Below are 26342 nucleotides of genomic sequence, written 5' to 3'. Positions count from 1 at the left end.
CGTCGGTCCCGGCGGGAAGCGCCCGCTTCCCGCCGGAACCGGCCGCGATCAACCGGCCAGGCGCCAGCGGCCGCCGCGGGCGACGAGCGTGGTCAACGCCTGGGGCATCAGGCCGGAGTGGTTGTCCGGGGTCATCCGGATCGGCCCGGAGAGGCCGTCGAGCTGCGCGGTCTCCAGCACCTCGCGCAGGGCGCCCCGGTCCACCTCGCCCGGCTCGCCGCCGGAGCGCAGCTCGGCGTCGGCGATGAGCTGCACGGCGTCCGCGGCGAACGAGGAGTAGCCGTTGTAGCCGCCGAACCGGGCGGTGTACTCCTGGAACCACTGCCGCCGGGCGGCCTTGGCCGGCGTGGTGGCGATGACGTCGTCGATCACCATGGTCTGGGTGAAGATCAGCGTGGCCTGCTCGGTGGACCGGGCGGAGGCGCCCAGGAAGAGGTCACCGGCCGCCGACGCGTCGAAGAAGAGGGCCTTGGTGTAGCGGCTCTGCCGGGCGGTGGAGGCCGCCAGCGCCGCCTGCTCCGGCGGGGTCCAGACGATCAGCGCCTCGGGCTTCTTGGCGACCAGGTTGTCGATCTGGGTGCTGACCTCCGTGTCGGTGGTCCGTACCGACTCGGCGCGGGCCAACTGGATGCCGGCCTTGGTGAACTCGCTGTTCAACGCGGCCAGCCCCTCCTCGCCGTACTTGTCGGCGCTGTGCAGCACGGCCACCTTGCGGATGTTGCGGCGGATCAACTCGGTGGTGAGTGCGGCGGCGCTGTCGGCCGCATTCGGCGCCAGCTTGAAGACATAGCGGCGATCGGCGACCGGTTCGGTGACCTCCCCGGAGGAGGCGAGCGCGATGGTGGGAATGCGCTTCTCGCCGATCGTGCGGACGGCGCCGATCGCACATTCGTTGCAGCCGCCCATGATGATGGCGCTGACTTGCGAGTCGGCGCTGAAATCGTTGATGTTCCGCAACGATTCGGCGGCGTCGGAGCGGTTGTCCTTCACCTTCAGCTTGATCTTCCGGCCACCCAGCGCGCCGGAGGAGTTCAACTGCTCGACCTTCAGATCCAGGGCCCGTTGGTACACCTTCCCGATCGTCGCGGAGGCGCCGGACAGTTCCAGGTCCGCGGCGATCACGATCGGGCTGGTGTCCTGCGGTTCCCCGCCGATCCCGCAGCCGGTGAGCGTGGCGGCCAGCACGGCCGATGCGAGCACCGCGATGCTCGCGGAGCGGATGGGGCTCAACTCAGTCCTCCAGGTGCGGCGCGGGCCAGCGCCCGATCACCGCCGCTCATCCGTCCTCAGTAGAGGGACGGGATTGGTGTGCCGTACGGTGTGCGCGAAGCCTGCAAAACCTTGCCAATGCCGGGCCCTGTGGTCAAGCGCCGATGTCGTGAGCGGTTTCGGGACGGCCGTCCCACATGTTGGGGACACAGAACGTTAACCGACAATTACTGCACAGATACGTCTGACCACTCTGGAGTCACACGCCCTGTTCAGGGGGCTGAAGAAAAGAAGGTATTAGGTGATCGGATCACGGGGTGCGTCGGCCCCGACCGTTTCGTGCCTCACTGCCGCTTCCCAAACCCGATCTCGTCTGATGAAATCGCGGCCGTGCCGCGCGTGGCGCTGGCCGCTGCACCAGGCACGGGTCGGCGGGTCAAGCGTGGAAGAAACGACGGAGGCGATGTCGTGAGCACCGGACCTACGACCCTGCCCGAGAGCCCCGACGCCGATCAGCGGAACCGGCGACGGCGACTGCCTCGGCTGCGTGACGCGCGGATCCGTTCCAAGCTCGCCCTCATCCTCGTCGTTCCGGTGGCGGCCGTCATCGCACTGGCAACTATCCGACTCGTCTCGGTGGGCGAGGGCGCGTACGAGGCCAACCGGATGCGGTCGCTTACCGCCCTGTCGATCGACGTCTCGGCACTCACCCAGGACCTGCACAAGGAGCGGATGGCCGCGGCCTCCTTCCTGGTCGCGCCCAACCAGAAGCCGGACGCCTACAACCTGCGGGTCCGCAGCACCGACGAGCGGATCGCGGCCTACCGGGACGAGCGGGGGAAGCTCGGCGACGTGCCGGCCTCGGTGCGCGACCGGCTCAAGGTGATCGACGACCACCTGGAGACCCTCAACGGCACCCGCCAGGAGGTGCTGGACCGGCAGCAGATGCCGGTCTCCGAGGCGAGCCTGCGCTACGGAATCATCCTCGACGACCTCGTCGCGTACGGCGACACGCTGGCCCAGCAGCCCGGCGCGGAGGGCCTGGCCGACGCCCGCCGCGCGGTGGCCGCGTTCGCCCACGCCAAGGCCGAGGTCGCCGAGGAGGAGGCGGTCGCCTACACCGCGCTCTCCACCGGCCGGATCGACGAGGAGCAGTTCTCCTCGTTCGTGGCCACCCTGACCGGCCAGCAGGAGGCCCTGCTGTCCTTCTCCCGGTCGGCCGAGCCGGCCCAGCGATCCCTTGTGGACCGCACCGTCTCCGGTGACGCCGTGCAGCTCGGTGACCGGGTCGCCAACGACATCTCCCGCTCGGTCGGGCAGGCCCCCCTGGTCACCCGGGACGAGGCCGCCGCGGCCGTCGGCGCGGTCGGCGACCTGATGCGGTGGGCCGAGATCCAGCTCCAGGACCAGCTGCTCGCCGACGTCGACGCGGTGCGCAGCGACGTCATCCGGCAGGCCGTCGTGGAGAGCCTGCTGGTGCTGCTCACCCTCGCCGTCGCCGTGACGCTGGCCGTGGTGCTGGCCCGCTCGCTCAACGACTCGCTGCGCCGGCTGCGCGAGGGCGCGCTGGCCGTGGCGAACCACGACCTGCCCGACGCCGTGAGCCGGCTCCAGAACGTCAACGCCATCGGCGACGGCGGCGTGGACGAGATCGTCCAGCAGGTCCGGGACCCGATCAAGCTGACCAACCGCGACGAGGTCGGCCAGGTGGCGTCGGCCTTCAACGTGGTCCACCGGGAGGCGGTCCGGGTGGCGGCCGAGCAGGCCGCGCTGCGGACCAGCGTCTCGGCGATGTTCCTCAACCTGGCCCGCCGCTCGCAGAGCCTGGTCGACCGGATGATCGGCGAGCTGGACGCGATCGAGCGCAGCGAGGAGGACCCGAAGCGGCTGGCCCAGCTCTTCGAGCTGGACCACCTGGCCACCCGGATGCGCCGCAACGACGAGAACCTGCTGGTGCTGGCCGGCGCCGACTCGGCCGTGCCGCGCCGTGACGACGCGCTCCTGGTCGACGTGCTGCGCGCCGCCCAGTCCGAGGTGGAGCTCTACAACCGGATCGAGTTCGGCACGGTGGACACCGACATCTCGGTGGCCGCGCACGCCGTCAACGACGTGGTCCGCCTCGTCGCCGAGCTGCTCGACAACGCCACCCGGTTCTCGCCGCCGAACACCGTCGTGGTGGCCGACGGCCGCCGGATCCGCGACTACGTGCTGATCCAGGTCGAGGACCGCGGCCTCGGGCTCAGCGACGAACAGCTCGACTCGCTGAACCGCCGGCTGGCCGCTCCGCCCACGGTCGACGTGGCCGCGTTCCGGCTCATGGGCCTGGCCGTGGTCAGCCGGCTCGCCTCGCGCTACGGGATCCGGGTCGAGCTGCGCCGCAACGTCGAGGGCGGCACCGTCGCCCAGGTCACCCTGCCGAACGCCACCGTGGTGCTGCCGGCGAACCGGGGCCAGGCCCCGCTGACCCGCCCGCGCCAGCCGCTCGCCGTCGAGCAGTCCCCGCTCAGCCAGGTCGGTGCCGCCGACGCGCTGGCCGGTGCGGGCCGGGCCGGCACGGCCACTCTGGCCGACCAGTGGCGCAGCAGCGCCACCCCGCCGCCCGCACGCTGGCAGGCGCCGGCCGAGGCCCGCGACACCGTCGCACCCGTGCAGTTCGGGGGCGCCACCGGCGCGCTGCCCACCGTGCCGGCTCCGGCGCCGGTCGCCTCCGCGCCGCCCGTCCCCGCCGCCCCCGCCCCGGTCTCCGGCGCCGGGTGGTCGGCGGGTGGGTCGACGGCCGCCCACCCCGCCCTCGACCCGCTGCCCCACCGGACGCCGGGCGGCGAGACGGCCACCGTGGCCCCCGCGGCGCCGCCGGCCTACCAGCCGGCCGCCCCGGCGGTCGAGCCCGCCCCGGCGGCCCCGGTGGTGGCCCGGGCCGCCCGGCCCGCCGAGGCACCGATCTTCCGGGAGATGGAGGCGGTCTGGTTCCGCTCGCACGGCGAGGACGAGACCACAATCTTCACCCGCCCCCGGTTCGACGACGAGGCGGCCCAGCCCGTCGCGTCCGCGCAACCCGCCGCCCCGGCGCAACCCGTGGCGCAGCCCGCCGCGCCGGCCCAGCCCGCCGGGTCGCCGCTGCCACCGCTGCCGACCCGCACCCCGGGCGCCCAGTCGGCGGGGCTGTCCACGCCGCCGCCGTACACCCCGCCGGCGGTCCCGACCGCGCCGCCCGCCGCGGCCGTACCCCCGCCGGCCCCGACACCGCCGCCCATCGACCCGGCGGCCTGGCGGACGGCGGCCGACGAGGGGTGGTCGCGGGCCAGCCGGGCCGCGGAGCCCAGCAACGCCGGCACCACCCGTTCCGGCCTGCCCAAGCGGGTGCCGCAGGCCCAGCTCGTGCCCGGCGGCATCGAGCCCAAGGGCGGCCGGGCCACCGCCCGGCGCACCCCGGACGAAGTACGCGGCCTGCTGTCGGCCTACCACCGCGGTGTGCAGCGGGGTCGGACGGCCGGCGCGGACCTGAACAGCACCTCGACCAAGGAGACGAACCGATGAACAGGCCAGCGGCCATGCAGGACATGGGTTGGCTGCTCACCAACTTCGCCGACAGCGTGGCGGGCATCGCCCACGTGGTGGCGGTGTCCGCGGACGGGCTGCTGCTCGCCTCCTCCCGCGACCTGCCGATGGACCGGGCCGACCAGCTCGCCGCCATCACCTCCGGCGTGGTGAGCCTGACCGAGGGTGCCGCCCGGATGTTCAGCGCCGGCGGGGTGCTCCAGACCGTCATCGAGATGGACAGCGGCTACCTGTTCCTCATGTCGATCAGCGACGGCTCGTCGATGGCCGTGCTGGCCGCGCGGAGCTGCGACGTCGGCCAGGTGGGCTATGAGATGGCACTGCTGGTGGAGCGGGTCGGCCAGGCGCTGGTCCCGCTGCCGAGGGACGCCGTCCGGCCCTGACCGGCCGCCCGGTGACCTGATGATCCGGAGCCCGGCGGGCTCCGTACGAGGGGAGGTGATCGCGAGATGGAACCACGACGTGATCCGCGTGGCGCGCTGGTGCGGCCGTACGCGGTCACCCGTGGCCGCACCGAGCCGTTGCAGAACATCGCGCTAGAGGCGGTGCTGTCGTGCACGCCCACCCAGTCGGCCGAGGCGCGGTTCGCCGGGCACGACAAATACCGCATCGCCTCGGTCTGTGAGGGCCGGGCACAGTCGCTGGCGGAGATCGCCGCTTACACCCGGATGCCGCTGGGCGTCACCCGGGTGCTGGTCGCCGACATGGTGGCCGAGGGCCTGCTGACGCTACACACCGCCGCTCCCGCCACAGGGTTCGCGGCGCGGATGAACCTGCTTGGAAGGGTGCTAAGTGGACTTCGCGAACTATGACCCCGCGGGGGCGAACCGCAGCCGGGAGATCATCTCCGCGAAGATCGTCATCGCGGGCGGCTTCGGGGTGGGCAAGACCACCCTGGTCGGCGCGATCTCCGAGATCCAGCCGCTGACCACCGAGGCGCTGATGACGGCGGCCGGCGTCGGCATCGACGACCCGTCGAAGGTGCCCGGCAAGGAGACCACCACGGTCGCCATGGACTTCGGCCGGATCACCATGGCGGAGGACCTGATCCTCTATCTCTTCGGCACGCCGGGCCAGACCCGCTTCTGGTTCATGTGGGACGAGATCATCCGGGGCGCGGTGGGGGCGGCCGTGCTGGTGGACACCCGCCGGATCACCGACGCCTTCGCGCCGCTGGACTACTTCGAGAACCGCAACCTGCCGTACGTGGTGGCGCTGAACCGGTTCGACGACGCGCCGCAGTACGAGCTGGAGGAGGTCCGCGAGGCACTCGCGATCTCGCCGGACGTGCCGCTCGTGATGTGCGACGCGCGGCGGCGCGACTCGGTCAAGCAGGTGCTGGTGACCGTGGTCGAGCACGCCATGCTCCGCCTCCAGGCCGAGCACGGCTTCGCGACCCCGGTCGGCTGAGTCCCCCGGGCCGGTGGCGGGTCAGTCGACCCGCAGCCGGTAGCCGCGCTTGACCACGGTCTGCACCACGCGGGGGGCGTCGAGCCCGACCCGCAGGCGGGCGACCGCCATCTCCACCGCGTGCTCGTCCGCGCCCCGGGGCAGGGTACGCAGCAGGGCCGTCCGGGACAGCACCTTCCCCGGTGCGGCCGCGAGCGCCCGCAGCACCGCCATGGGGGCCGGCGCGAGCGGGCGCAGCTCACCGTCCACCACCGCGGCGTGGCCGCGCAGGGTCAGCAGGTGCCCGCCCGCCTTCACGGTCACCGTCCGGCGGGGCAGCTCGTCGACGATCGTCCGGACCAGGGCGCCCAGCCGGGCCCGGTTCGGGGCGCTCACCGGCACCCCGCGCCGCACCAGGGGCTCGGCGGTCACCGCGCCGACGCAGCCGGCCAGCACGTCCCCGCGCAGCGCCGCCAGCACCGTCTCGGTGCGGTCACCGGCCGCCCGCAGCAGCGCCTCGGCCGCCGGGGCGGAGGTGAACGTGACGGCGTCGACCATCCGCCCGGCGACGAGGTCGATGAGCCGGTGCAGCGGCGCCGGGTCGGTGGGCGGCGCCCAGCGGTAGACCGGCACCTCGATGACGGTGGCCCCGGCCGCCTCCAGCGCCTCGGTGCACTCCGGTTGCCGCTCGCCGTGCAGTTGCAGCGCGATGACCTGGCCGGCCACCCCGCGGCGGACCAGGTGCTCGACCACCTCGTCGCAGCTCTCCGAGGCGGGGGACCAGTGCTCCCGCAGGCCGGCCGCCCGGATCGCCCCGGTCGCCTTGGGGCCGCGCGCCACCACGTACGACCGGGCGAGCACGCCGCGCAGCGGCTCCGCCAGCCCCCAGCCCTCGGCCGCCTCCAGCCAGCCGCGCATCCCGATCCCGGTGTTGGCCATGAGCACGTCCGGCGGGCGCTCCAGGCAGGCCCGGGTGGCCTCGCGCAGGTCGGTGTCGTCGGCCAGCGGCACGATCCGCAGCGCCGGGGCGAGCACCACCCGCGCACCACGGCGCTGGAGCAGCGCGGCCAGCTCGTCGCGCCGCCGGTCCGCCGTGACCCCGATGGTGAAGCCCGCCAGTTCCTCGCGCATCACTCCTCCTGTCGCAACCGCACCTCGACGAGGCCGTCCCGGCAGCGCACCTCGTGCCGCCGCAGCGCCACGCCCGGGAGGTCCAGGCACCGCCCGGTGGTCAGGTCGTAGACCTGCTTGTGCAGCGGGGAGGCGAGGGTCGGCAGGCCGCCGCGGCTGCCCACGATGCCCCGGGACATCACCTGCGCGCCGCCGACCGGGTCGAGGTTGTCGACCGCGTACAGCTCGTCGCCGGTGCGGAAGAGAGCCACCTGCACCCCGTCGACCAGGGCGGCCACGCCCCGGTCCGGGTCGAGGCGGTCCAGCGGGCAGACCGCCGTCCAGTCCAGCGTCCTCATCGCCGTACCCCCGGAAGGCCCAGCGCGACCGGCCGCCGGCCGTCGGCACCCCGGCTGGGCACCGGCTGGCCGCGCTCGACGGCGAAGGTGATGGACGGGTCGGGCACGTCGGGGGCGTTGACGAAGGAGGTGAAGCGGCGCAGCCGCTCCGGGTCCTCCAGCACGTCCCGCCACTCGTCGGAGTAGCCGGCGACGTGCCGGGCCATGGCCGCGTCGAGGTCGGCGCAGAGCCCCAGCGAGTCGTCCACGAGTACGGACCGGAGGTGGTCGAGCCCACCGTCCATCGCCTCGATCCAGGCGGCGGTGCGCTGCAACCGGTCGGCCGTGCGGATGTAGTAGATCAGGAAGCGGTCGATCAGCTGGATCAGCGCCTCCGTCGACAGGTCGGTGGCGAACAGGTCGGCGTGGCGGGGCCGGAAGCCGCCGTTGCCGCCGACGTAGAGGTTCCATCCGGTCTCGGTGGCGATGACGCCGAAGTCCTTGCTCCGGGCCTCGGCGCACTCGCGGGCGCAGCCGGAGACCGCCGACTTCAGCTTGTGCGGTGCGCGCAGCCCCCGGTACCGCAGTTCCAGCGCGACGGCCAGCCCCACCGAGTCCTGCACCCCGTACCGGCACCAGGTCTCGCCGACGCAGGACTTCACCGTGCGCAGCGCCTTGCCGTACGCGTGGCCGGACTCGAAGCCCGCGTCCACCAGCCGGCGCCAGATCTGCGGGAGCTGCTCGACCCGGGCGCCGAACAGGTCGATCCGCTGACCGCCGGTGATCTTGGTGTAGAGCCGGAAGTCCCGGGCCACCTCACCGATCACGATGAGCTTCTCCGGGGTGATCTCACCGCCCGGTATCCGCGGCACGACCGAGTAGCTGCCGTCGCGTTGCAGGTTGGCCAGGAAGTGGTCGTTGGTGTCCTGAAGGGACGCCTGCTCGCCGTCGAGCACGTGCCCGGTGCCCAGCGAGGCGAGGATCGACGCGACCACCGGCTTGCAGATGTCGCAGCCCCGCCCGCGCCCGTGTTCGGCGATGAGCTGGGAGAAGGTCCGGATGCCCCGGACCCGGACGATGTCGAACAGCTCCTGCCGGCCGGTGTCAAAGTGCTCGCAGAGCGCCCGGGACTGCGCCACCCCGGCCGCGTCGAGGAGCTGCTTGAGCATCGGCACGCAGGAGCCGCAGCTCGTCCCGGCCCGGGTGCACGCCTTGAGCGCCGGCACGTCGGTCGCCCCGCCCGCGATGGCCGCGTCCAGGTCGGCCCGGGTCACCGCGTTGCAGGAGCAGACCTGCGCGGCGGCCGGCAGCGCCCCGGCGCCCGCGCCGCCCGCCGGGGCCAGCAGCGCCAGCGGGGGAGCGGGCAGCGGCCCGCCGACACTCGCCCGCAACGTCGGGTACGCGCTCGCGTCGCCCACCAGCACGCCGCCGAGCAGCGTCGTCGCGTCGTCGGAGAGGACCAGCTTCGCGTACGCGCGGGTGGCCGGGTCGGTGAAGGTGACGTCGAGGCAGCCCGGGGTGACGCCGTGCGCGTCGCCGAACGACGCCACGTCCACCCCGAGCAGCTTGAGCTTGGTGGCGGTGTCCGCGCCCGGGAAGGTGGCCGCCCCACCGAGCAGCCGGTCGGCGACCACCTCGGCGGTCGCGTAGCCGGGGGCGACCAGCCCGTGACAGGTGCCCTCCACGGCGGCGCACTCGCCGACCGCCCAGATCCGCTCGTCCGCCGTCCGGCAGCCCGCGTCGACCAGCACCCCGCCGCGCGGGCCGAGCGGCAGCCCGGCCGCCCGGGCCAGCTCGTCCCGGGGCCGGATCCCGGCGGCCACCACCACCAGGTCCGCCCCGACCGTGCGCCCGTCGGCGAGTTCCAGCGCGCCGACCGCCCCGTCCGGGCCGGGGCGCAGCGCGGTCGTGGCCACCCCGAGGTACGTCGTGACGCCCAGCTCCTCGACGTAACGGCGGAGCATCGCCCCACCCGCCTCGTCCACCTGCACCGGCATGAGCCGCGGCGCGAACTCGACCACGCTGGTGACCAGGCCCAGCAGGCGCAGCGCGTTGGCCGCCTCCAGGCCGAGCAGCCCGCCCCCGATCACCGCACCGGTGCGCCGGCCCGCCGCGTACGCCCGGATCGCCGCCAGGTCGTCCAGGGTCCGGTAGACGAAGACGCCCGGCAGGCCCGTGCCGTCGACCGGGGGCACGAACGCCGACGAGCCGGTGGCCAGCACCAGCGCGTCGTACGGGTGCTCGCCGCGCGCGCTCCGCACGACCCGCCGCACCCGGTCGACGGCCAGCGCCGGCTCGCCCAGCCGCAGGTCCACCCCGTCGTCGGGGGTGTGCAGGTTCAACTCGTCGGCGCTCACCCCGTCGAAGAAGGCGGAGAGCCGCACCCGGTCGTACGCCGGTCGCCGCTCCTCGCCGAGCACCGTGACCCGCCAGCGCCGCTCCTGGTCCCGGGCCCGCAACGCCTCCACGAAGCGCTGCCCGACCATGCCGTTGCCGACGACCACCAGCCTGCCGCCGCTCATCGCGTCACCTCCACACGGTCCATCCCGTCACCTGCCACCGGATCCACCTCGGCGAGCCAGCCCGCGATGCCGGCAACCGCGTCCCGGCAGCCGCCGCAGCCGGTGGCCGCCCGGGTGGCCCCGGACAGCGCCGCGACGGTCCGGGCGCCGGCGCGCCAGCACGCCACCAGCGCGCCCTTGCTCACGTCGTTGCACTGGCACACCGTGGCCGCGTCCGGCATGAGCGCCGGGGACGCGGCGGGTGCGGCCGGTGCGGCGCCGAACGCCCGCCCGAGCAGCAGCGAGCGCCGGTCCGCCGGCACCGGCGCACCCCGGTCGAAGAGCTGCACCACGGTGCCGACCGCCGGGTTGTCGCCGAGCAGGATCGCGCCGGTCAGCCGCTCGTCGCGGATTCGCAGCCGGGCGTACGTGCCCCGGGCCGGGTCGGCGAAGGTCAGCTCCTCGACCGGCCCGCCCCCGTCCGGCGCACCGGACGCGTCGCCCATGGCGGCCAGGTCGATCCCGGCCGCCTTGAGCCGGGTGACCACCGGCCGGGGCCGGTAGCGGACCAGCGGATCGTCGCCGGTCAGCACCTCGGCCACCACCCGGGCCTGCGCCCACGCCGGGGCGACCAGCCCGGTCAGCGTGCCGTCGTGCTGGGCGCAGTCGCCGATGGCCGAGATCCGCCGGTCGCTCGTGCGCATCCGGTCGTCCACCAGCACGCCCCGGTCCACGGCCAGCCCCGCCGTGGCCGCCAGCGCGGTGTCCGGGCGTACGCCGCAGGAGAGGACCAGCAGGTCGGCCGCGAGCGAGCCGCCGTCGCCGAGGTCGAGGCGGATCCCGTCGGCGTCGGCGGCCACCCCGGTCGCCGGGACGCCCAGCCGGGTGCGTACCCCGAGCCCGGCGAGGGTGCCGGCGAGGACCGCCCCGGCCGGCTCGTCGAGCTGCCGTTCCATGAGGTGCCCGACCGGGTGGACCACGGTCACGTCGAGGCCCCGGGCGGCGAGCCCGCGGGCCGCCTCCAGCCCGAGCAGCCCGCCGCCGAGCACCAGCGCCCGGCGGGCGCCCCGGGCCGCGGCGAGGATCCGCCGGCAGTCGTCCAGGGTGCGGAACGGGACCACCCGGTCGGGCAGCGGGTCGAGCCCGGGCAGCGGCGGCACCAGGGCCCGGCTGCCGGTGGCCAGGACCAGGTGGTCGTAGCCGTGCCGGTCACCGTCGGCGGTGCGTACCTCCCGGGCGGCCCGGTCGACCGCGGTGACCGCGGTGCCGGTGCGGACGTCCGCGCCCTGCCCGGCGACCTCGACCAGCTCGACGTCCGGCTCGCCGATCTTCCCGGCGAGCAGGGTGGAGAGCAGGATCCGGTTGTACGCCCGGTGCGGCTCCGCCCCGAGCACGGTCACCTTCCGGTCCCCGCCCCGGGCGTGCAGCTCGGCGGCGAGGCGGGCGCCCGCCATGCCGTATCCCACGATCACGATGCGCTCGGTCATGCCTTCTCCACCCGGACGGCGCAGATCTTGAACTCCGGCATCCCGGAGACCGGGTCGACGGCGTCGTTGGTCACCGAGTTGGCCCGCGCCACGCCGGCCCAGTGGAACGGTGCGAAGACGGTGTCCGGCCGGATCGCCGGGCTGAGCCGGGCCGGCGCGCGCAGCTCGCCCCGGCGCGAGACCACCCGGACCTCCTCGCCCTCGGCCACCCCGAGCCGGCCGGCCAGGTCGGGGTGCAGCTCGACGAAGCCGCCGGGGGCGGCCCGGCGCAGCGCGGCGACCCGCCGGGTCTGTGTGCCGGACTGGTAGTGGGCGAGCACCCGGCCGGTGGTGAAGTGCAGCGGGTAGTCGGCGCAGACCGGCTCGGCGGCCGGCCGGTGGGTCACGGCGCGGAACCGGGCCCGGCCGTCCGGGGTGGGGAACCGGTCGGCGAAGAGGCGCGGGGTGTCCGGCCCGTCCGCGTCCGGGCAGGGCCAGAAGACGCCGCTGCCGGCGTCGATCCGGTCCCAGCTGACCCCGGCGTAGTCGGCCGGGCCGCCGGCCGAGGCCCGGCGCAGCTCGGCGAAGACCGCCGCCGGGTCGGTGGGGAACGCGCCGGGCGCGTCGAGGCGGGCCGCCAGCCCGGCCAGGACGGCCAGGTCGGTGCGGACGCCGGGGGGTGGTTGACGCAGCGCCCGGCGGCGCAGCACCCGGCCCTCCAGGTTGGTCATGGTGCCGTCCTCCTCGGCCCACTGGGCGACGGGCAGCACCACGTCGGCGAGTTCGGCGGTTTCGGAGCGAAGGAAGTCGGCCACCACCAGCAGGTCCAGGTCGCGCAGCCGGGACTCGACCCGGGCCGCGCGGGGCGCCGACACCACCGGGTTCGAGCCGAAGACCAGCAGGGCCCGGGGGCCGTGCGCGGTGCCGAGCGAGTCGAGGAGCTGATAGGCCGGTACGCCGGGTCCGGGCAGCGTCGTGGGGTCCACGCCCCAGACCCCGGCCACGTGCGCGCGGGCCGCGGGGTCGTCGATCCGCCGGTAGCCGGGGAGCTGGTCGGCCTTCTGCCCGTGCTCCCGGCCGCCCTGCCCGTTGCCCTGGCCGGTGAGGCAGCCGTAACCGGAGCCGGGGCGGCCGGGCAGGCCCAGCGCGAGCGCCAGGTTGATGAACGCGGTCACCGTGTCGACGCCCTTGGCGTGCTGCTCGGCGCCGCGTGCGGTGAGGATGACCGCGCGGTCCACGGTGGCCAGAGCCCGGGCGGTGGCCTCCAGGTCGGCCACCGGCACTCCGGAGAGCCGTTCCGCCTCGGCCGGCCAGCAGCCCGCCACGGTCCGCCGTACCTCGTCGAAGCCGGTGGTCCGGTCGGCCACGTACGCCCGGTCGAGCCAGCCCTCGGTGAGTGCGATGTGCAGGAGCGCGTTCGCCACCGCCAGGTCGGTGCCGGGCAGCGGTTGCAGGTGCAGGTCGGCCTGGCGGGCGGTGGCGGTGAGCCGGGGGTCGACGACGATGAGCCGGCCGCCCCGCTCGCGCTGGTCGGCCAGGTGGCGCATGAGCGGCGGCATGGTCTCGGCGGGGTTCGCGCCGACCAGCAGCAGGGTGTCGGCCCGGCCCAGGTCGGCCAGGGGGAAGGGGAGTCCCCGGTCGACGCCGAAGGCGCGCAGCCCGGCCGCCGCCGCGGAGGACATGCACCAGCGTCCGTTGTAGTCGATGTGCCGGGTGCCCAGCGCCACCCGGGCGAACTTGCCGAGCGCGTACGCCTTCTCGTTGGTCAGCCCGCCGCCGCCGAAGACCGCGACGGCGTCCCGCCCGTGCCGCTCCTGGATCGCCCGCAGCCCGCCGGCGACCCGGTCGAGCGCCTCGTCCCAGCCCGCCGGGCGCAGCTCACCGCCGGGCCGGTCGCGCAGCAGCGGGGTGGTCAGCCGGTCCGGGTGGTCGAGCAGGTCGGCGGCGGTCCAGCCCTTCTGGCAGAGGCCGCCGCGGTTGGTGGGGAAGTCCCGGGCCGCGACCTCGACGCGTGCCCCGTTCTCGCGGAGCACCATGCCGCACTGGAGGGCGCAGTACGGGCAGTGCGTGGCCGCCTCCCGGGGCCGGGCCCCCGGTTGCGTCGCCAGCCGTGCACCGTCTGTCATGCCGGAAAAGCGTGCCCGGGGGCGGTTTCCGGTCCGGGTCCCTTCTGTTTCGGTCCTGTCAAGAGCACCTCACACCGCACGGGAGTGACGGGCCGGTCGGCAGGGCTTAGAATGTGGGACACATATCTCGGATATTGGGAGGCGTGCGATGGGTGTGGCGGACGCGTTCGACGCGGTGGCGGGCAGCTACGACGCGGCCCGGCGCCGGCTGGTGCCCTGCTTCGACGCCTTCTACGGCACGGCCGTCGAGGTGGCCGCGCCCCCGCTGCGGGCGGCGCTCGCCGCGGGGCGTACCCCCGAGGTGCTGGACCTGGGCGCGGGCACCGGGCTGCTCTCCCTGCTGCTGGCCGCGGCGGTCCCCGGGGTCCGGCTGACCCTGGTCGACGGCGCGCCCGGCATGCTCGCGGTGGCCACCGGTCACCTGGCCGCCCGGGAGGTGCCGCACCGCACCGTGCTCGCCGACCTGGCCGATCCGCTGCCCGCCGGCCGCTACGACGCGGTGGTCTCCGCGCTCGCCATCCACCACCTGGACGACGACGGCAAGCGGGCGCTCTACCGCCGGGTGGCCGAGGCGCTGGCGCCGGGCGGCGTCTTCGTCAACGCCGAGCAGGTGGCCGGGCCGACGCCGGCCCTCGACCGGCGCTACGACGAGGTCTGGACGGCCCGGATCACGGAGCTGGGCTCGGACGCCGCGGAGATCGCCGGAGCCCGGGAGCGGATGCGGCACGACCGGCCCGCGCCGGTGGCCGACCAGTGCCGCTGGCTCAGCGAGGCCGGCCTGGCCGACGTGGACTGCTTCTTCAAGGAGTGGCGGTTCGCGGTGTTCGGGGGGCGGCGTCCCTGAGCGTGCCCGGCTGTCCGGTTCGGCGACCGGTGCGAGCGGGGATGACTGGCGGTCATACCAGTGGGTAATCTGTCGGGCATGACCGCCAAGGTGACACTGTCGTTCTCCGACGAGACGATCGAGGAGGCGCGCCGGTTCGCCAAGCGGGAAGGGCTCTCCCTCTCCGCCTGGATGGACCAGGCCGCGCGGGAGAAGGCGCTGCGCGAGGTCTTCACCGCGCACGCCGAGGCGGTCGCCCGCGCCGGCCTGGACCTGGAGTCCGCCGCGCTGGCCGACGCCCGGGAGGCCGCGCTGGTCGACGACGCGCTGTTCGGCGGCGGGCGCACGAGTGCTGCGTAGGGGAGAGGTCTGGCGCATCTCCGGCGCCCGGGAACGGCTCGGCCTGGTCATCAGCTCCGACGTCTACAACTCCACCGCCGTGCCGATCGTGATCGTGGTCGAGGTGGTCGAGGAGTCGCTGCTCCGCGACTCGCCCCTGGCCGTGCCGATGGGCACCTACGTGGTGATGCCCGACCGGCTCTCCTCGCCCATGAAGAAGTGGTTCACCGAGTGCGTCGACGTGGCCGACACCGAGACAATGCAGCGGGTCGGCCGCGCGCTGCGGATCCTCCAGGAGATCTGAGCGCCTCACCGCCGCCCGGCGCCGGACGTGCGGTCCCCGTATCGCCGCCGACCCCGGGCGGCGACGGCCGGGAAACCGCCCGTTCCTAGCGTCCCCCTCGTCACCGACGAGGAGGAGTCGCCGTGAGCACGCTTGCTTCCCCCGGCACCCTGGCCCCGGCCGAGACCGGCCGCCCGGGACGGATCGCCGAATGGCGCCCCGAGGACCCGCGGTTCTGGGCCACGACCGGCGCGCCGGTCGCCCGCCGCAACCTGTACGTCTCGATCTTCGCCGAGCACGTGGGCTTCTCCGTGTGGAGCCTCTGGTCGGTCATGGTGCTCTTCCTGGGCCCCGAATACGGCATCGACCCGGCCGGCAAGTTCCTGCTCACCGCCGTGCCGGCGGCGCTGGGCGCGGTGCTGCGGCTGCCGTACACGCTGGCGGTGGCCCGGTTCGGCGGGCGGAACTGGACGGTCGTGAGCGCGCTGCTCCTGCTGGTGCCGGCCGTGCCCATGGCGGTGCTGATCGAGCCCGGCGTGTCGTACGCCACGCTCATGGTGCTGGCCTGCCTGACCGGCGTGGGCGGCGGCAACTTCGCCTCCTCCATGGCGAACATCAACCTGTTCTTCCCCGAGCGGCTCAAGGGCCGCGCGCTCGGGCTCAACGCCGGCGGCGGCAACCTCGGCGTGCCGGCCGTGCAGCTCGTCGGGCTGGCGGTGCTGGCCACCGCCGGGGCCGCGTACCCCCGGCTGGTGCCGGCGGTCTACCTGCCGCTGATCGTGCTCGCGGCGCTGGCCGCGGCGCGGGGGCTGGACAACCTCCCCGGGGCGCGCAACGAGCCCGGCGCGCTGCGTGCGGCGGCCCGGGACCCGCACACCTGGGTGATGTCCCTGCTCTACGTCGGCACGTTCGGCTCGTTCATCGGCTTCGGCTTCGCCTTCGGCCAGGTGCTCCAGCTCCAGTTCCACGACCGGTTCCCCACCCCGGTCGACGCCGCCTGGCTGACCTTCCTGGGGCCGCTGATCGGGTCCCTGGTCCGGCCGTTCGGCGGCCAGCTCGCCGACCGGCTCGGCGGGGCTCGGGTCACCTTCTGGAACTTCGTGGCGATGGCCGCCGGCGCGGGGCTGGTGCTGTACGCCGCCCGGGACCGGTCCTTCCCGCTCTACCTGGCCGGGTTCCTGGCGCTCTTCGTCTTCTCCGGGATCGGCAACGGCTCGACGTACAAGATGATCCCGGCGATCTTCCGGGCCCGGGCCGCCGCCGAGGCGGAGCTGGCCGGCGACCGGGAGGCGGCCGAGCGGCGGGCTCGGCGGCGCTGCGGGGCGCTCATCGGCATCGCCGGGGCGGTGGGCGCGTCGGGGGGCGTGCTGGTGAACGTGGCGTTCCGGCAGTCGTTCCTGGCCTCCGGCACCGCCGACGCCGCCTACCTGGCCTTCATCGCCTGGTACGCGCTCTGTTTCCTGGTGACCTGGGCGGTGTACCTGCGGCGGGGGCCGCGTAAGCTGGTCGGTGTGTGACCTCCGCCATGGGAAAGGCGCAGGCCACGCGGGGTGACACCCCGTTTTGACCTGCCGCCGTGCGGCCGGGTATCGTTGCCTGCTGTTGTACGACATTCTTAGGCGTGCCGCATCAGGTACGCTTGGTCGTTCGTGCGCGCCTGGTCACCTCGGCGCGCGACCCCAGACCGACGACGAGACAAGGTAGACCTGTGCGTACGTACAGCCCGAAGCCGGGTGAGATCGAGCGTCAGTGGCACGTCATCGACGCCTCTGATGTCGTGCTGGGCCGCCTCGCGACCCACGCCGCCACGCTGCTGCGTGGCAAGCACAAGCCGACTTTCGCGCCGCACGTCGACACGGGCGACTTCGTCGTCATCGTGAACGCGGGCAAGGTCGCGCTGACCGGCAACAAGCGGCAGACCAAGATCGCTTACCGCCACTCCGGCTACCCGGGTGGTCTGAAGCAGGTCGGCTACGACGAGCTGCTGACCAAGCGGCCCGAGCGGGCCATCGAGCTGGCCGTGAAGGGCATGCTTCCGCACAACAAGCTGGGCCGTCAGATTCTCAAGAAGCTGAAGGTCTACGCCGGTGCCGAGCACCCGCACGGCGCGCAGCAGCCGGTGCCGTTCGAGATCAAGCAGATCGCGCAGTGAGCGCGGGCGAAGGAAGCAGCATGACCGACATCACCGCCACCGAGGTCGCCCCCGAGGCCACCGAGGCGCCGGCGCCCGTCGCGCGCGCGCCTCGTGGCGACCGCCCGATCCAGACCGTGGGTCGGCGCAAGGAAGCCATCGTCCGGGTCCGCATCGTCCCGGGCAGCGGCAAGATCACCTGCAACGGCCGCGACCTCGAGGCCTACTTCCCGAGCAAGGTGCACCAGCAGCTCATCAAGGACCCGCTGGTCACCGCCGAGAAGCCCGAGGCGTTCGACGTGATCGCCAACCTGCGGGGCGGCGGCACCACCGGCCAGGCCGGCGCACTGCGGCTCGCCATCGCCCGGGCGCTGATCGTCAGCGAGCCCGACGACCGCCCGGCCCTCAAGAAGGCCGGCTTCCTGACCCGTGACGCCCGGGTCAAGGAGAGCAAGAAGTACGGCCTCAAGAAGGCCCGTAAGGCTCCCCAGTACTCGAAGCGCTGATCACCAGCAGCGCCTTGTACTTCTGACGGACGGCCGGGTCCGCCTCCCACTCCGGGAGGTGGCCCGGCCGTTCCGCTTTCTCCTCTCAACGGCAGTTTCATCGGAGGTTGGCGGGTATGGGCCGGTTGTTCGGCACGGACGGCGTACGCGGGCGGGCGAACGCGGATCTCACCCCGGAGTTGGCGCTCGCGGTGGCGGTGGCCGCCGCCCACACGCTGGCCGAGACCGACAAGAGCCATCCGCCGCTCGCCGTGGTGGGCCGGGACACCCGGGCCAGCGGCGAGATGCTGGAGGCCGCCGTGGTCGCCGGGCTGACCAGCGCCGGCGCCAACGTGGTGCGGGTCGGCGTGCTGCCCACCCCCGCGGTGGCGTTCCTGACCGCCGAGGCCAAGGCCGACCTGGGCGTCATGCTCTCCGCCTCGCACAACCCGATGCCGGACAACGGCATCAAGCTCTTCGCCGCCGGCGGGCACAAGCTGCCCGACGAGATCGAGATGCAGATCGAGGCCGCCGTCGAGGCGAACGCCACCACCGCCTGGGAGCGCCCGATCGGCGCCGGGGTCGGCCGGGTGCACGACCTGCTCGACGGCGCCGACCACTACGTCCAGCACCTGGTCGGCACCGTGCCGCACCGGCTGGAGGGCATCAAGGTCGTGGTCGACTGCGCCAACGGCGCGGCCGCCGACGTCGCCCCGGTGGCGTACCGGGAGGCCGGCGCCGAGGTGATCGCCATCTGCGCCGAGCCGGACGGCCTGAACATCAACGACGACTGCGGCTCCAACCACATCGACGCCCTGCGCGCCGCCGTGGTCGAGCACGGCGCGCACCTGGGCATCGCCCACGACGGCGACGCCGACCGCTGCGTCGCGGTCACCGCCGACGGCGAGGAGGTCGACGGCGACCAGGTCATGGCGATCCTCGCCCTGGCCATGCGGGAGGCCGGCGAGCTGACCCAGGACACCCTGGTCGCCACCGTCATGAGCAACCTCGGCCTCCGGCTGGCCATGTCCGCGCAGGGCATCCGGCTCGTCGAGACCAAGGTCGGCGACCGGTACGTGCTGGAGGAGCTGCGCGCCTCCGGTCTGGCGCTCGGCGGCGAGCAGAGTGGACACATCGTGATGCCGGCGTACGCGACCACCGGCGACGGCGTGCTCACGGGCCTGCACCTCATGTCGCGGATGGCCGCCACCGGCAAGTCCCTCGCCGACCTGGCCGGCGTGGTCACCAAGCTGCCCCAGGTGCTCATCAACGTGCCGGTCGGCGACCGCACCGTCGGTGCCGCCGCGCCGGCCGTCCGCGCCGAGGTGGAGCGGGCCGAGGCCGAACTGGGCGAGACCGGCCGCGTGCTGCTCCGCCCGTCGGGCACCGAGCCGCTGGTGCGGGTCATGGTCGAGGCCGCCACCGAGGCGACCGCCCGCTCGGTGGCCGAGCGCATCGCCGAGCACGTCCGCAGCGCCAGCCCGGTCGCCTGACCGATCGGCCGGCCGCGGCGCTGGCGGGTGTCGCCAGCGCCGCGGCCCTCCCTGGTCACTCCTCGGCCAGCAGCCGTGCGGTGGGTAGCCGGCGCAGCAGCGCGGCCGGCGCCAGCGCCGCGCCGGCCGTGAGCAGCACGCCGCCCGCCGCCGTCACCGCGGCGACCAGCACCAGCGCGCCCGGGACGTCCCCGACCAGCCACGCCGCCCCGCCCGTGCCCAGCCCGGCGCCGGCGAGCGCGCCGAGCCCGCCGAGCAGCAGCCCTTCGTAACCGACCAGCCGTCCGAGCGCGAGATCGGTCCAGCCGGTCGCGCGCAGGGTCGCCAGCTCGGCCGCCCGGTCCCGGATGTTGAGGTAGAGCACGTCCGCGACCGCGGCGGCGCCGAGCAGCACGGTCGCGCCGGCGGCCAGCGCGTCGGCGCCGCGCACGCTCAGCGCGACCGTGTCACCGAGCAGGGTCCCGACGATCGCGCCCCGGAACGCGTACCCGACGGCGGCCACCAGGGTCAGCGCCGCCACGCCGATGGCCAGGGCGCCGGCACCGAGCAGGGTCCGCCCCGGGGTGCGGACCAGGTTGGCCAGGGCCAGCCCGAACAGGGTACGGGGCCGGCGTATCCAACGGGCGGTGGCGACCTGCGGGCGGAGCGCCGCGGCCGGGTGGGCGCGCGCCGCCCGCATTGCGGGCACCAGTCCGGCGGCCAGCGCGAGCAGCAGCGCCACCGGTACGGCGAGCGACGCCCGCCGCCAGTCGACGGCGATGCCGAGGGCGGCGCCGAGCGGTACGGCGAGCCCCAGCGACAGCAGCCCGGCGCCGAGGCCGAGCAGGGCGACCTCGCCGAGTACGAGCGCCCCGATCCGGCGGGCCGGCCACCCGAGGCAGGCCAGGACCGCCAGTTCGGAGCGGCGGTCCCGGACGGCGGCGGAGACGGCGTTGCCGAGGAAGAGCACGCAGACCACCAGCACCAGCAGGAACAGCACGGCGCTCTTACGGTCGACCGCCTGGACGATGGTGGAGGCCACACCCAGCGCCGACCAGTTCTCGGTCAGCCGCAGGTCGGGGCGGCCGAACGCGCCGCCCGGCAGTTCCACGGTCCGCGGGGCGGCGGACGAGCCCAGCGTGATGTCGACGTCCAGGCCGGTCGCCCGGTTGATCTGCTCGGCGATCAGCCGGACCCGCTCCGCGGCGTGCTCGCTGTATCCGTCCACACCGGCGACCCGGACCCGGATCGCGCTGATCGGCGCGCTGCGTTGCGGGCTGTTGCTGCCCTCCAGCAGCTTCGGCACGCTGGCGAGGTTGGTGAGCACCAGCGGCGGCACCGAGAGGTAGCCGGCCGGGTTGCCGCTCGGCTCCAGGGGCCGGCCGCCGAGCGCGGTACGGCTGCGGTCGTCCGCGCCGGCGGCGCGCGGCGCCTCGTACGTCTCCAGCGGGACCGTGCCCGCGTCGCCGAAGCCGGCCAGCTTCTCCGGGTCGAACACGCCGACGGCCTGCCACTGGTGGTACTGCGTGGCCGCGCCACCCTCCTTCCCGGCGACGGCCCGGATCGGCCGCGAACCGGTGTCCTCGGCCAGCCAGGGCCGGGGCAGGAAGTTGTAGGTGGACTGGTTGCCGTACACGGCGGGGTCCGCGGGCGGCACCGCGTCGGCCCGCAGGGTGCCGTCCGGCAGCTCCCGGTAGGTGACCGGTCCCGCCTGGATGACCCGCTGGAGCTGGCCGCGGCAGCAGGCGTCCCCGGCGATCCCGTTCGTCAGCTGGGCGCGGTAGGCGGCGTCCGCGTCGACCTCGGCGGAGCCGGCCGGGATCCCGGTGGCGCGGCGCAGGGTCTGCTCGAGTTCGATCGGCGGCACGGTGGCCGGCCGGGCCGTGGGCAGCCGGGTGAACCGGGCGCGCACGGTGCTGTCGAAGAAGGGACGGTTGGTGACGAGCGCCGGCGCGGTACGGGTGAGCAGGGTGCCCCCGCGGCGCTCGGTCACCGGGTCGTCGGCCCGGACCGATCGCCCGCTGACCACCGCGGAGTCCAGCCCCACGAGCCGGTTCTCGGCGACGGGGTCGACGGCGGCGATCAGCAGCGGCACGGTCAGCTGGTAGGTGAGCGCAAGGCGGTCGCTGGTCGTGGGAGCGGTGTCCGGCGTGAGCAGGCCGTCGGCCCTCTCGAACCGGCCGTCCGGCAGCAGCCGCACCGAGTCCAGGCTCCACACCTGCCGCTCCGAGAGGGTGGCGGGGCTGCCCTGCAGGCCGCCGAACATCGGATCGCAGATCGGGCGGCTCTCCCCGCTCGGGAGCACCTCCCGCGGGACGGGCCCGCACAGGTGGTCCCACGTGTACGTCCGGCCGTCGGTGTACGGCGTCGCCTGCTCGGACAGGTCGCCGTCGTAGCGGGGGTAGATGAGGCGGTGCTTCGTCACGTACACGTAGCGTGGCTTGGCCGGCGCGGTGGAGAGGCCGCGCTCGGCGACGAAGGTGGGGTCGACGCGGATCACCTGCCGGTCCAGGCTCCGGTCGACGGCGTCGGTGACGTCGAACGACATGGGCACCGGTGCGGTGGAGTGGCCCAGCATCGCGATGGGCGCGGCCACGTCGACGCCGTCCACCGCCTTGACCTGCTCGTACTGCGCGGTGGTGATGCCGCCGAACAGGCCGGAGAGGTAGTTGGGCCGCACCAGCCGCCGCTCGACCTCCAGCGGGGTCCGCGTCCCCTCCGGACGGACCAGGATCTGGTACGCCGCCTCGGTATTCCGCTCGACGGTGCCGGTGACGTCCAGCCGGGAGGTCGTGGTGGCCCCGGTCAGGACGACGAACCCGGTGGTCGCCACCAGTACGCCGACCAGCAGCGCCACCGACCGTCCCGCCCGGCCACGAAGCTGCCCCCAGATGACGTGGAACATGTCGCGCCTCCGTGTGCTGACTCAGAGCCGCAGCCGGGTGGCGCGGTCATAGGTGTCGGCCGGGTCTTCGCCCTCGGTGAGGTCGAGGTCCTCGACGATCCGGCCGTCGCCGAGGCGGATCAGGCGGTCACAGCGGGCCGCGACGGCCTGTTCGTGGGTGGCGAGCAGGATCGTCATGCCGTGCCGGTCGCGCAGGTCGAGCAGGAGGTCGAGGATCTGGGCGCCGGTGGTCGAGTCGAGGTTGCCGGTGGGCTCGTCGGCCAGCAGCAGCCGCGGCGCGCCCATGAGGGCCCGGGCGATGGCCACCCGCTGCTGCTGGCCGCCGGAGAGCTGGGCGGGCAGGGCGCGTTCCCGGCCGGCGAGCCCCACGGCGTCCAGCAGTTCGCGGGCGCGGGCCGCGTGGTCGGCGCGCCCCCGCCGGGGCAGCACCGGTGCGATCACGTTGTCCAGCACGCTCAGCGCGGGCAGCAGGTGGTAGCGCTGGAAGACGAAGCCGACCCGCTGGCGGTACCGGGCCAGAGCGGTGCGGCGCAGCGCGGTGACCTCCACGTCGTCGACCGTCACCGTGCCCCGGTCCGCCTGCTCGATCGCGCCGATCAGGTGCAGCAGCGTGGACTTGCCGGAGCCGCTCGGCCCGGTCAGTGCCACCACCGATCCCGCGGCGATCTCCAGCGACACGTCGTCGACGGCGGTGAGCCGCTCGGCCCCGCTGCGGAACTGCCGGACCAGCCCGGCGATGCGTACCCTGCTGCCCGTCGTCGGGTCCATGGTCACTCCTCTGCCAGCAGTCGTGCGGTGGGAAGGCGGCGCATCAGCGCGGCCGGGACGAGCGCCGCCAGGCAGGTGACGAGCAGCCCGGCCAGCGCCACGGCGGCGGCCACGGCCACCAGCGCGGCCGGCACGTCGCCGACCAGCCAGGCCGCTCCGCCGAGCCCGAGGCCGGCGCCGGTGACCGCCAGCTGGGAGGTGGTGGTGGCACCGGTCCGGACGACGAAACCGGTGTCGCCACCAGCACGCCGACCAGCAGCGCCACCGACCGGCCCGCACGGCCACGAAGCTGCCCCCAGATGACGTGGAACATGTCGCGCCTCCCCGTGTGCTGACCACACTGTGCGCGATACATTGTGACAATGCAAGGCCCCGCACGGGTGCCTGTCCGGAACCGGATCGGAGGAGACGGTGGCGATCCAGCACGCGGTCCTGGCCCTGCTCGCCCGCGGCCCCAGCTACGGCTACGAGCTCAAGGGCGCCTTTGAGGCGGCGGTCGGCCCCCAGTGGGGCCCGCTCAACATCGGGCACCTCTACCAGATCCTCGACCGGCTCTCCCGGGACGACCTGGTGGTCGCCGAGCGGCACGCCCAGCCGGTGAAGCCGGACCGGGTGGTCTACGAGATCACCGAGGCCGGCCGGGCCGAGCTCGATCGCTGGCTCGCCGAACCCAGCCCGCGCAGCGGCGGCTTCCGGGACGACTTCTTCCTGAAGGTGACCGCCGCCGCCCGGTCCGGCGAGGCCCCCACCGTCCGCACCGTGCTGACCAACCAGCGCGGCCACCTCATGCGGGAGTTGCGCAACCTCGACGGGTTGCGCCGCCGCTCCGAGGACCCGGTGGTCCGGCTGCTGCTCTCCGCCGCCGCCCGGCACGTCGAGGCCGATCTCGCCTTCGTCGACGACGCCGAGTCGGCGCTGCTCGCCGGCGGGGGCGCGGTGCTCCGGGCCCTGGCGGCGGACCGGCCGGGCCCGGCGACGCCGGCAGCGGGCACCGGCCCGGCCCGTTCCGCGGGCTGACCGCTGCGGGGGGACGCCCCCCGACGCGCGTGGTGCCGGCCCGTTCCCTGGGCTGGCCGCCTTCGGATGCGCCAGGGACGGCGGAGCGTCAGGCGGGGGTCAGCGGGACGCCACGCGGCGCAGGAACCGGTCGGCCAGGTCGAGGATCTGGTCGGAGCCCAGCTCCAGCGCGGGGCCGGCCACGGTCACCTCGGTCAGCGCCAGGCCGGGCACCTCGGTGTCCCGCCAGCCGCCGGCGAACCACGCCTTCTCCTCCTCGGCGAGCGCGAGGTTGGCCGCGTCCAGCGCCTCGGCCGAATGCGGCAGCCAGAGCCGGAACTGGTGGGTGTGCGGAGGCGCCGGGTGGACCCGGGCGCCCGGCAGGGTGGCCAGCGCCTCGGCCACCACCTTCGCGTGCGCCACGTAACCGGGCAGCCGGGCTAGCTCCCGCTCCAGGCCGGCGAGTGCGGCGAGGGCGGCCGGCCACTGCTGGAACAGGGTGCCCCCGTAGCGGTGCCGCCAAGCGCGGGCGTACCGGACCAGCTCGGCGTCGCCGGCCAGGGCCGCGCCGGAGTGGCCGCCCAGGGACTTGTAGAACGAGACGTACGTGCTGTCGGCGAGGGCCGCGATCTCGGCCGCCGAGCGCCCCAGGTGGACGGTCGACTCCCACAGCCGGGCCCCGTCCAGGTGCACCCGGGCACCCCGCTCCCGGGCCGCGCCGACCACCGCCACCAGCTCGTCCCAGGTCGGCAGGACGAACCCGGCGTCGCGCAGCGGCAGCTCCAGGAAGAGCGTGCCGATCGGCTCGTCGAGCGCGGCCACCTCCTCGGCCGTCGGGTTGCGCGGCGCCGCGGTGGTCCGCACCGCCCGCAGCCCGCCGAGCACCGCGTACGCGTCGCGCTCGTGCAGCAGCGGGTGGCTGAGCGGGTGCAGGCCGACGGCGTCCCTGCCGGTCAGCTCGGCGCCGTGCCGCATCGCGACCTGCTGGGCCATGGTGCCGGTGGGGAAGAGGGCCGCCGCCTCCACGCCGAGCAGCTCGGCGACCCGCCGTTCGAGCTGCTCCACCGCCCCGCCCTCGCCGTAGAAGTCGGGCAGCAGGTCGTCGCCGACGGCCGCCCCGAGCGTCGCGAGCTGCTCCCGCACCGTGGCCGGCCGGACGCCGGAGAGCACCGTGTCGCAGTCACGCTGGGCGGCGAGCCGGCGCATCCGGTCGGCGTACGCGTCGGTCATGCGTCCTCCTTCAGGCGCCGCAGCCGGGTGACCGCCTCGGTGAGCACCTCGGGCCGCTTGCAGAACGCGAACCGGACCAGCCGCCGGCCCGCCGCCACGTCGTCGTAGAACACCTGGGTCGGCACCGCCACCACGCCGCAGCGTTCGGGCAGCGCGCGGCAGAACTCCACCCCGTCGCGCCCGCCCAGCGGCGTGACGTCGGCGGTGACGAAGTACGTCCCCTCCGGTGCGAGCACTCCGAACCCGGCGTCGGTGAGCCCGGCGACGAGCTGGTCCCGCCGCCGCTGCATGCCGTCCCGGAAGTCGGCGAAGTACGCGTCCGGCAGGCCGAGCGCCACCGCCACGGCCGGTTGCAGCGGCCCGGCGTTGACGAAGGTGAGGAACTGCTTCACCCGCAGCACGGCGGCGACCAGCGGCGCTGGGCCGCTCACCCAGCCGACCTTCCAGCCGGTGCAGGAGAACGTCTTGCCCGCCGAGGAGATGCGCAGGGTCCGCTCCCGCATGCCGGGGAGCGTCGCCAGCGGCAGGTGCGGGGCGGCCGCGTCGGTGAAGACCAGGTGCTCGTAGACCTCGTCGGTGACCGCGTACGCGCCGTGTTCCTGGCACAGCTCGGCGACCAGGGCCAGCTCGTCGGCCGTGAACACCTTGCCGGTCGGGTTGTGCGGCGTGTTCAGCAGCACCAGCCGGGTGCGCGGCCCGAACGCCGCGCGCAGCTCCGCCGGGTCGACGGCGTACCGGCCGTCGGCGCCGGGACGCAGCGTCACCGGGCGGCGGACCGCGCCGGCCAGGGCGATCGAGGCCGCGTACGAGTCGTAGTAGGGCTCGAAGCACACCACCTCGTCACCCGGCTCGCAGAGGGCGAGGATGCTCGCCGCGATCGCCTCGGTGGCGCCCGCGGTCACCACGATCTCGCCGTCCGGGTCGTACTCCAGGCCCCAGAACCGGCGCTGGTGTGCCGCCACGGCCGCGCGCAGCGCCGGGATGCCCGGGCCCGGCGGGTACTGGTTGTGGCCGGAGCGCAGCGCCTCGGCGGCCGCCGCGAGCATCTCCGGCGGCCCGTCCGTGTCGGGGAAGCCCTGCCCGAGGTTGACCGCGCCGGTGCGCACGGCCAGCGCGGACATCTCGGCGAAGATCGTGGTGCCGAACGGCCGCATCCGGGCCACCAGCGGATCGGTCGTCGTCACGCCGGCCAGCCTACGGCCCGGCACCGACG

At 74.6% G+C, this 26342-nt stretch carries 23 protein-coding genes; 12 read left to right on the top strand and 11 right to left on the bottom strand.

Annotated elements, in window-relative coordinates; all coding sequences use genetic code 11:
• Positions 1-48: 48 nt before the first annotated feature.
• Positions 49-1230 carry an ABC transporter substrate-binding protein gene (locus GCE86_RS21915; protein ID WP_154228697.1) on the bottom strand — a complete coding sequence of 394 codons (1182 nt, stop codon included), beginning with the start codon at positions 1228-1230 and terminating at the stop codon, positions 49-51.
• 447 nt (positions 1231-1677) lie between these two features.
• Between GCE86_RS21915 and GCE86_RS21910 the strand changes: the two genes are divergently transcribed.
• From GCE86_RS21910 to GCE86_RS21895, 4 genes are all read left to right on the top strand, one after another.
• Entirely contained in the window at positions 1678-4746 is a 3069-nt protein-coding gene (locus GCE86_RS21910) for a sensor histidine kinase (protein WP_154228696.1), read from the top strand.
• Complete coding sequence (locus GCE86_RS21905; RefSeq protein WP_154228695.1) at positions 4743-5150, top strand: roadblock/LC7 domain-containing protein; 408 nt, start codon at positions 4743-4745, stop codon at positions 5148-5150. The genes GCE86_RS21910 and GCE86_RS21905 overlap by 4 nt, the downstream gene beginning before the upstream one ends.
• A gap of 66 nt (positions 5151-5216) precedes the next feature.
• Entirely contained in the window at positions 5217-5579 is a 363-nt protein-coding gene (locus GCE86_RS21900) for a DUF742 domain-containing protein (RefSeq protein WP_091262733.1), read from the top strand.
• Positions 5560-6177 carry a GTP-binding protein gene (locus GCE86_RS21895; RefSeq protein ID WP_154228694.1) on the top strand — a complete coding sequence of 206 codons (618 nt, stop codon included), beginning with the start codon at positions 5560-5562 and terminating at the stop codon, positions 6175-6177. Before GCE86_RS21900 ends, GCE86_RS21895 begins: the two co-directional genes overlap by 20 nt.
• A gap of 21 nt (positions 6178-6198) precedes the next feature.
• Here the strand turns inward: GCE86_RS21895 and GCE86_RS21890 are convergent, their stop codons facing one another.
• The 5 genes from GCE86_RS21890 to GCE86_RS21870 are packed head-to-tail and all read right to left on the bottom strand — an operon-like array spanning position 6199 to position 13697.
• Positions 6199-7287 (bottom strand): uroporphyrinogen-III synthase, encoded by a 1089-nt coding sequence (locus GCE86_RS21890; protein WP_154228693.1) that lies wholly within the window; start codon positions 7285-7287, stop codon positions 6199-6201.
• On the bottom strand, positions 7287-7625 hold the full coding sequence (nirD, locus tag GCE86_RS21885) for a nitrite reductase small subunit NirD (RefSeq protein WP_154228692.1): 339 nt from the start codon (positions 7623-7625) through the stop codon (positions 7287-7289). Before nirD ends, GCE86_RS21890 begins: the two co-directional genes overlap by 1 nt.
• On the bottom strand, positions 7622-10126 hold the full coding sequence (gene nirB, locus GCE86_RS21880) for a nitrite reductase large subunit NirB (protein WP_154228691.1): 2505 nt from the start codon (positions 10124-10126) through the stop codon (positions 7622-7624). Before nirB ends, nirD begins: the two co-directional genes overlap by 4 nt.
• Complete coding sequence (locus GCE86_RS21875) at positions 10123-11592, bottom strand: FAD-dependent oxidoreductase (RefSeq protein WP_154228690.1); 1470 nt, start codon at positions 11590-11592, stop codon at positions 10123-10125. The genes nirB and GCE86_RS21875 overlap by 4 nt, the downstream gene beginning before the upstream one ends.
• Positions 11589-13697, bottom strand: a complete 2109-nt coding sequence (locus GCE86_RS21870; protein WP_154228689.1) for a molybdopterin oxidoreductase family protein — start codon at positions 13695-13697, stop codon at positions 11589-11591. Before GCE86_RS21870 ends, GCE86_RS21875 begins: the two co-directional genes overlap by 4 nt.
• A gap of 148 nt (positions 13698-13845) precedes the next feature.
• Between GCE86_RS21870 and GCE86_RS21865 the strand changes: the two genes are divergently transcribed.
• The 7 genes from GCE86_RS21865 (at position 13846) to glmM (ending at position 19251) form a co-directional block, all read left to right on the top strand.
• A complete protein-coding gene (locus GCE86_RS21865; RefSeq protein WP_154228688.1) occupies positions 13846-14541 on the top strand; it encodes a class I SAM-dependent methyltransferase in 696 nt (231 codons plus the stop codon).
• A gap of 78 nt (positions 14542-14619) precedes the next feature.
• Entirely contained in the window at positions 14620-14880 is a 261-nt protein-coding gene (locus GCE86_RS21860) for a DUF6364 family protein (RefSeq protein ID WP_154228687.1), read from the top strand.
• Entirely contained in the window at positions 14870-15163 is a 294-nt protein-coding gene (locus tag GCE86_RS21855) for a type II toxin-antitoxin system PemK/MazF family toxin (protein ID WP_091262715.1), read from the top strand. Before GCE86_RS21860 ends, GCE86_RS21855 begins: the two co-directional genes overlap by 11 nt.
• 122 nt (positions 15164-15285) lie before the next feature.
• Complete coding sequence (locus tag GCE86_RS21850) at positions 15286-16659, top strand: MFS transporter (RefSeq protein ID WP_154228686.1); 1374 nt, start codon at positions 15286-15288, stop codon at positions 16657-16659.
• A 191-nt stretch (positions 16660-16850) separates the two neighbouring features.
• Entirely contained in the window at positions 16851-17294 is a 444-nt protein-coding gene (gene rplM / locus GCE86_RS21845; protein WP_091262713.1) for a 50S ribosomal protein L13, read from the top strand.
• A gap of 20 nt (positions 17295-17314) precedes the next feature.
• The gene (gene rpsI, locus GCE86_RS21840) at positions 17315-17779 is read left to right on the top strand and encodes a 30S ribosomal protein S9 (protein ID WP_088991922.1); all 465 of its coding nucleotides are present in this window, start codon (positions 17315-17317) and stop codon (positions 17777-17779) included.
• A 116-nt stretch (positions 17780-17895) separates the two neighbouring features.
• Positions 17896-19251 carry a phosphoglucosamine mutase gene (gene glmM, locus GCE86_RS21835; protein WP_154228685.1) on the top strand — a complete coding sequence of 452 codons (1356 nt, stop codon included), beginning with the start codon at positions 17896-17898 and terminating at the stop codon, positions 19249-19251.
• Positions 19252-19306: 55 nt separating this feature from the next.
• Here glmM and GCE86_RS21830 read toward each other — a convergent pair whose 3' ends face one another.
• The 3 genes from GCE86_RS21830 to GCE86_RS21820 are packed head-to-tail and all read right to left on the bottom strand — an operon-like array spanning position 19307 to position 23244.
• Entirely contained in the window at positions 19307-22135 is a 2829-nt protein-coding gene (locus tag GCE86_RS21830; protein WP_154228684.1) for an FtsX-like permease family protein, read from the bottom strand.
• 21 nt (positions 22136-22156) lie between these two features.
• On the bottom strand, positions 22157-22903 hold the full coding sequence (locus GCE86_RS21825) for an ABC transporter ATP-binding protein (RefSeq protein WP_154228683.1): 747 nt from the start codon (positions 22901-22903) through the stop codon (positions 22157-22159).
• 2 nt (positions 22904-22905) lie between these two features.
• The gene (locus tag GCE86_RS21820) at positions 22906-23244 is read right to left on the bottom strand and encodes a hypothetical protein (protein WP_154228682.1); all 339 of its coding nucleotides are present in this window, start codon (positions 23242-23244) and stop codon (positions 22906-22908) included.
• Positions 23245-23314: 70 nt separating this feature from the next.
• Here GCE86_RS21820 and GCE86_RS21815 point away from each other — a divergent pair, with 70 nt between their 5' ends.
• Positions 23315-23920, top strand: a complete 606-nt coding sequence (locus GCE86_RS21815) for a PadR family transcriptional regulator (protein ID WP_154228681.1) — start codon at positions 23315-23317, stop codon at positions 23918-23920.
• 99 nt (positions 23921-24019) lie between these two features.
• Here the strand turns inward: GCE86_RS21815 and GCE86_RS21810 are convergent, their stop codons facing one another.
• Together GCE86_RS21810 and GCE86_RS21805 are read right to left on the bottom strand one after the other, a co-directional pair.
• Positions 24020-25129 carry a threonine aldolase family protein gene (locus GCE86_RS21810; protein ID WP_154228680.1) on the bottom strand — a complete coding sequence of 370 codons (1110 nt, stop codon included), beginning with the start codon at positions 25127-25129 and terminating at the stop codon, positions 24020-24022.
• The gene (locus GCE86_RS21805; RefSeq protein WP_154228679.1) at positions 25126-26313 is read right to left on the bottom strand and encodes a pyridoxal phosphate-dependent aminotransferase; all 1188 of its coding nucleotides are present in this window, start codon (positions 26311-26313) and stop codon (positions 25126-25128) included. The genes GCE86_RS21810 and GCE86_RS21805 overlap by 4 nt, the downstream gene beginning before the upstream one ends.
• Between the last annotated feature and the right edge of the window lie 29 nt (positions 26314-26342).

Origin of the sequence: Micromonospora terminaliae (genome assembly GCF_009671205.1) — a bacterium.
GTDB lineage: Bacteria > Actinomycetota > Actinomycetes > Mycobacteriales > Micromonosporaceae > Micromonospora > Micromonospora terminaliae.
Note: the sequence above shows the minus strand (reverse complement) of the source record. Positions and strands in the feature narration are given on the sequence as shown.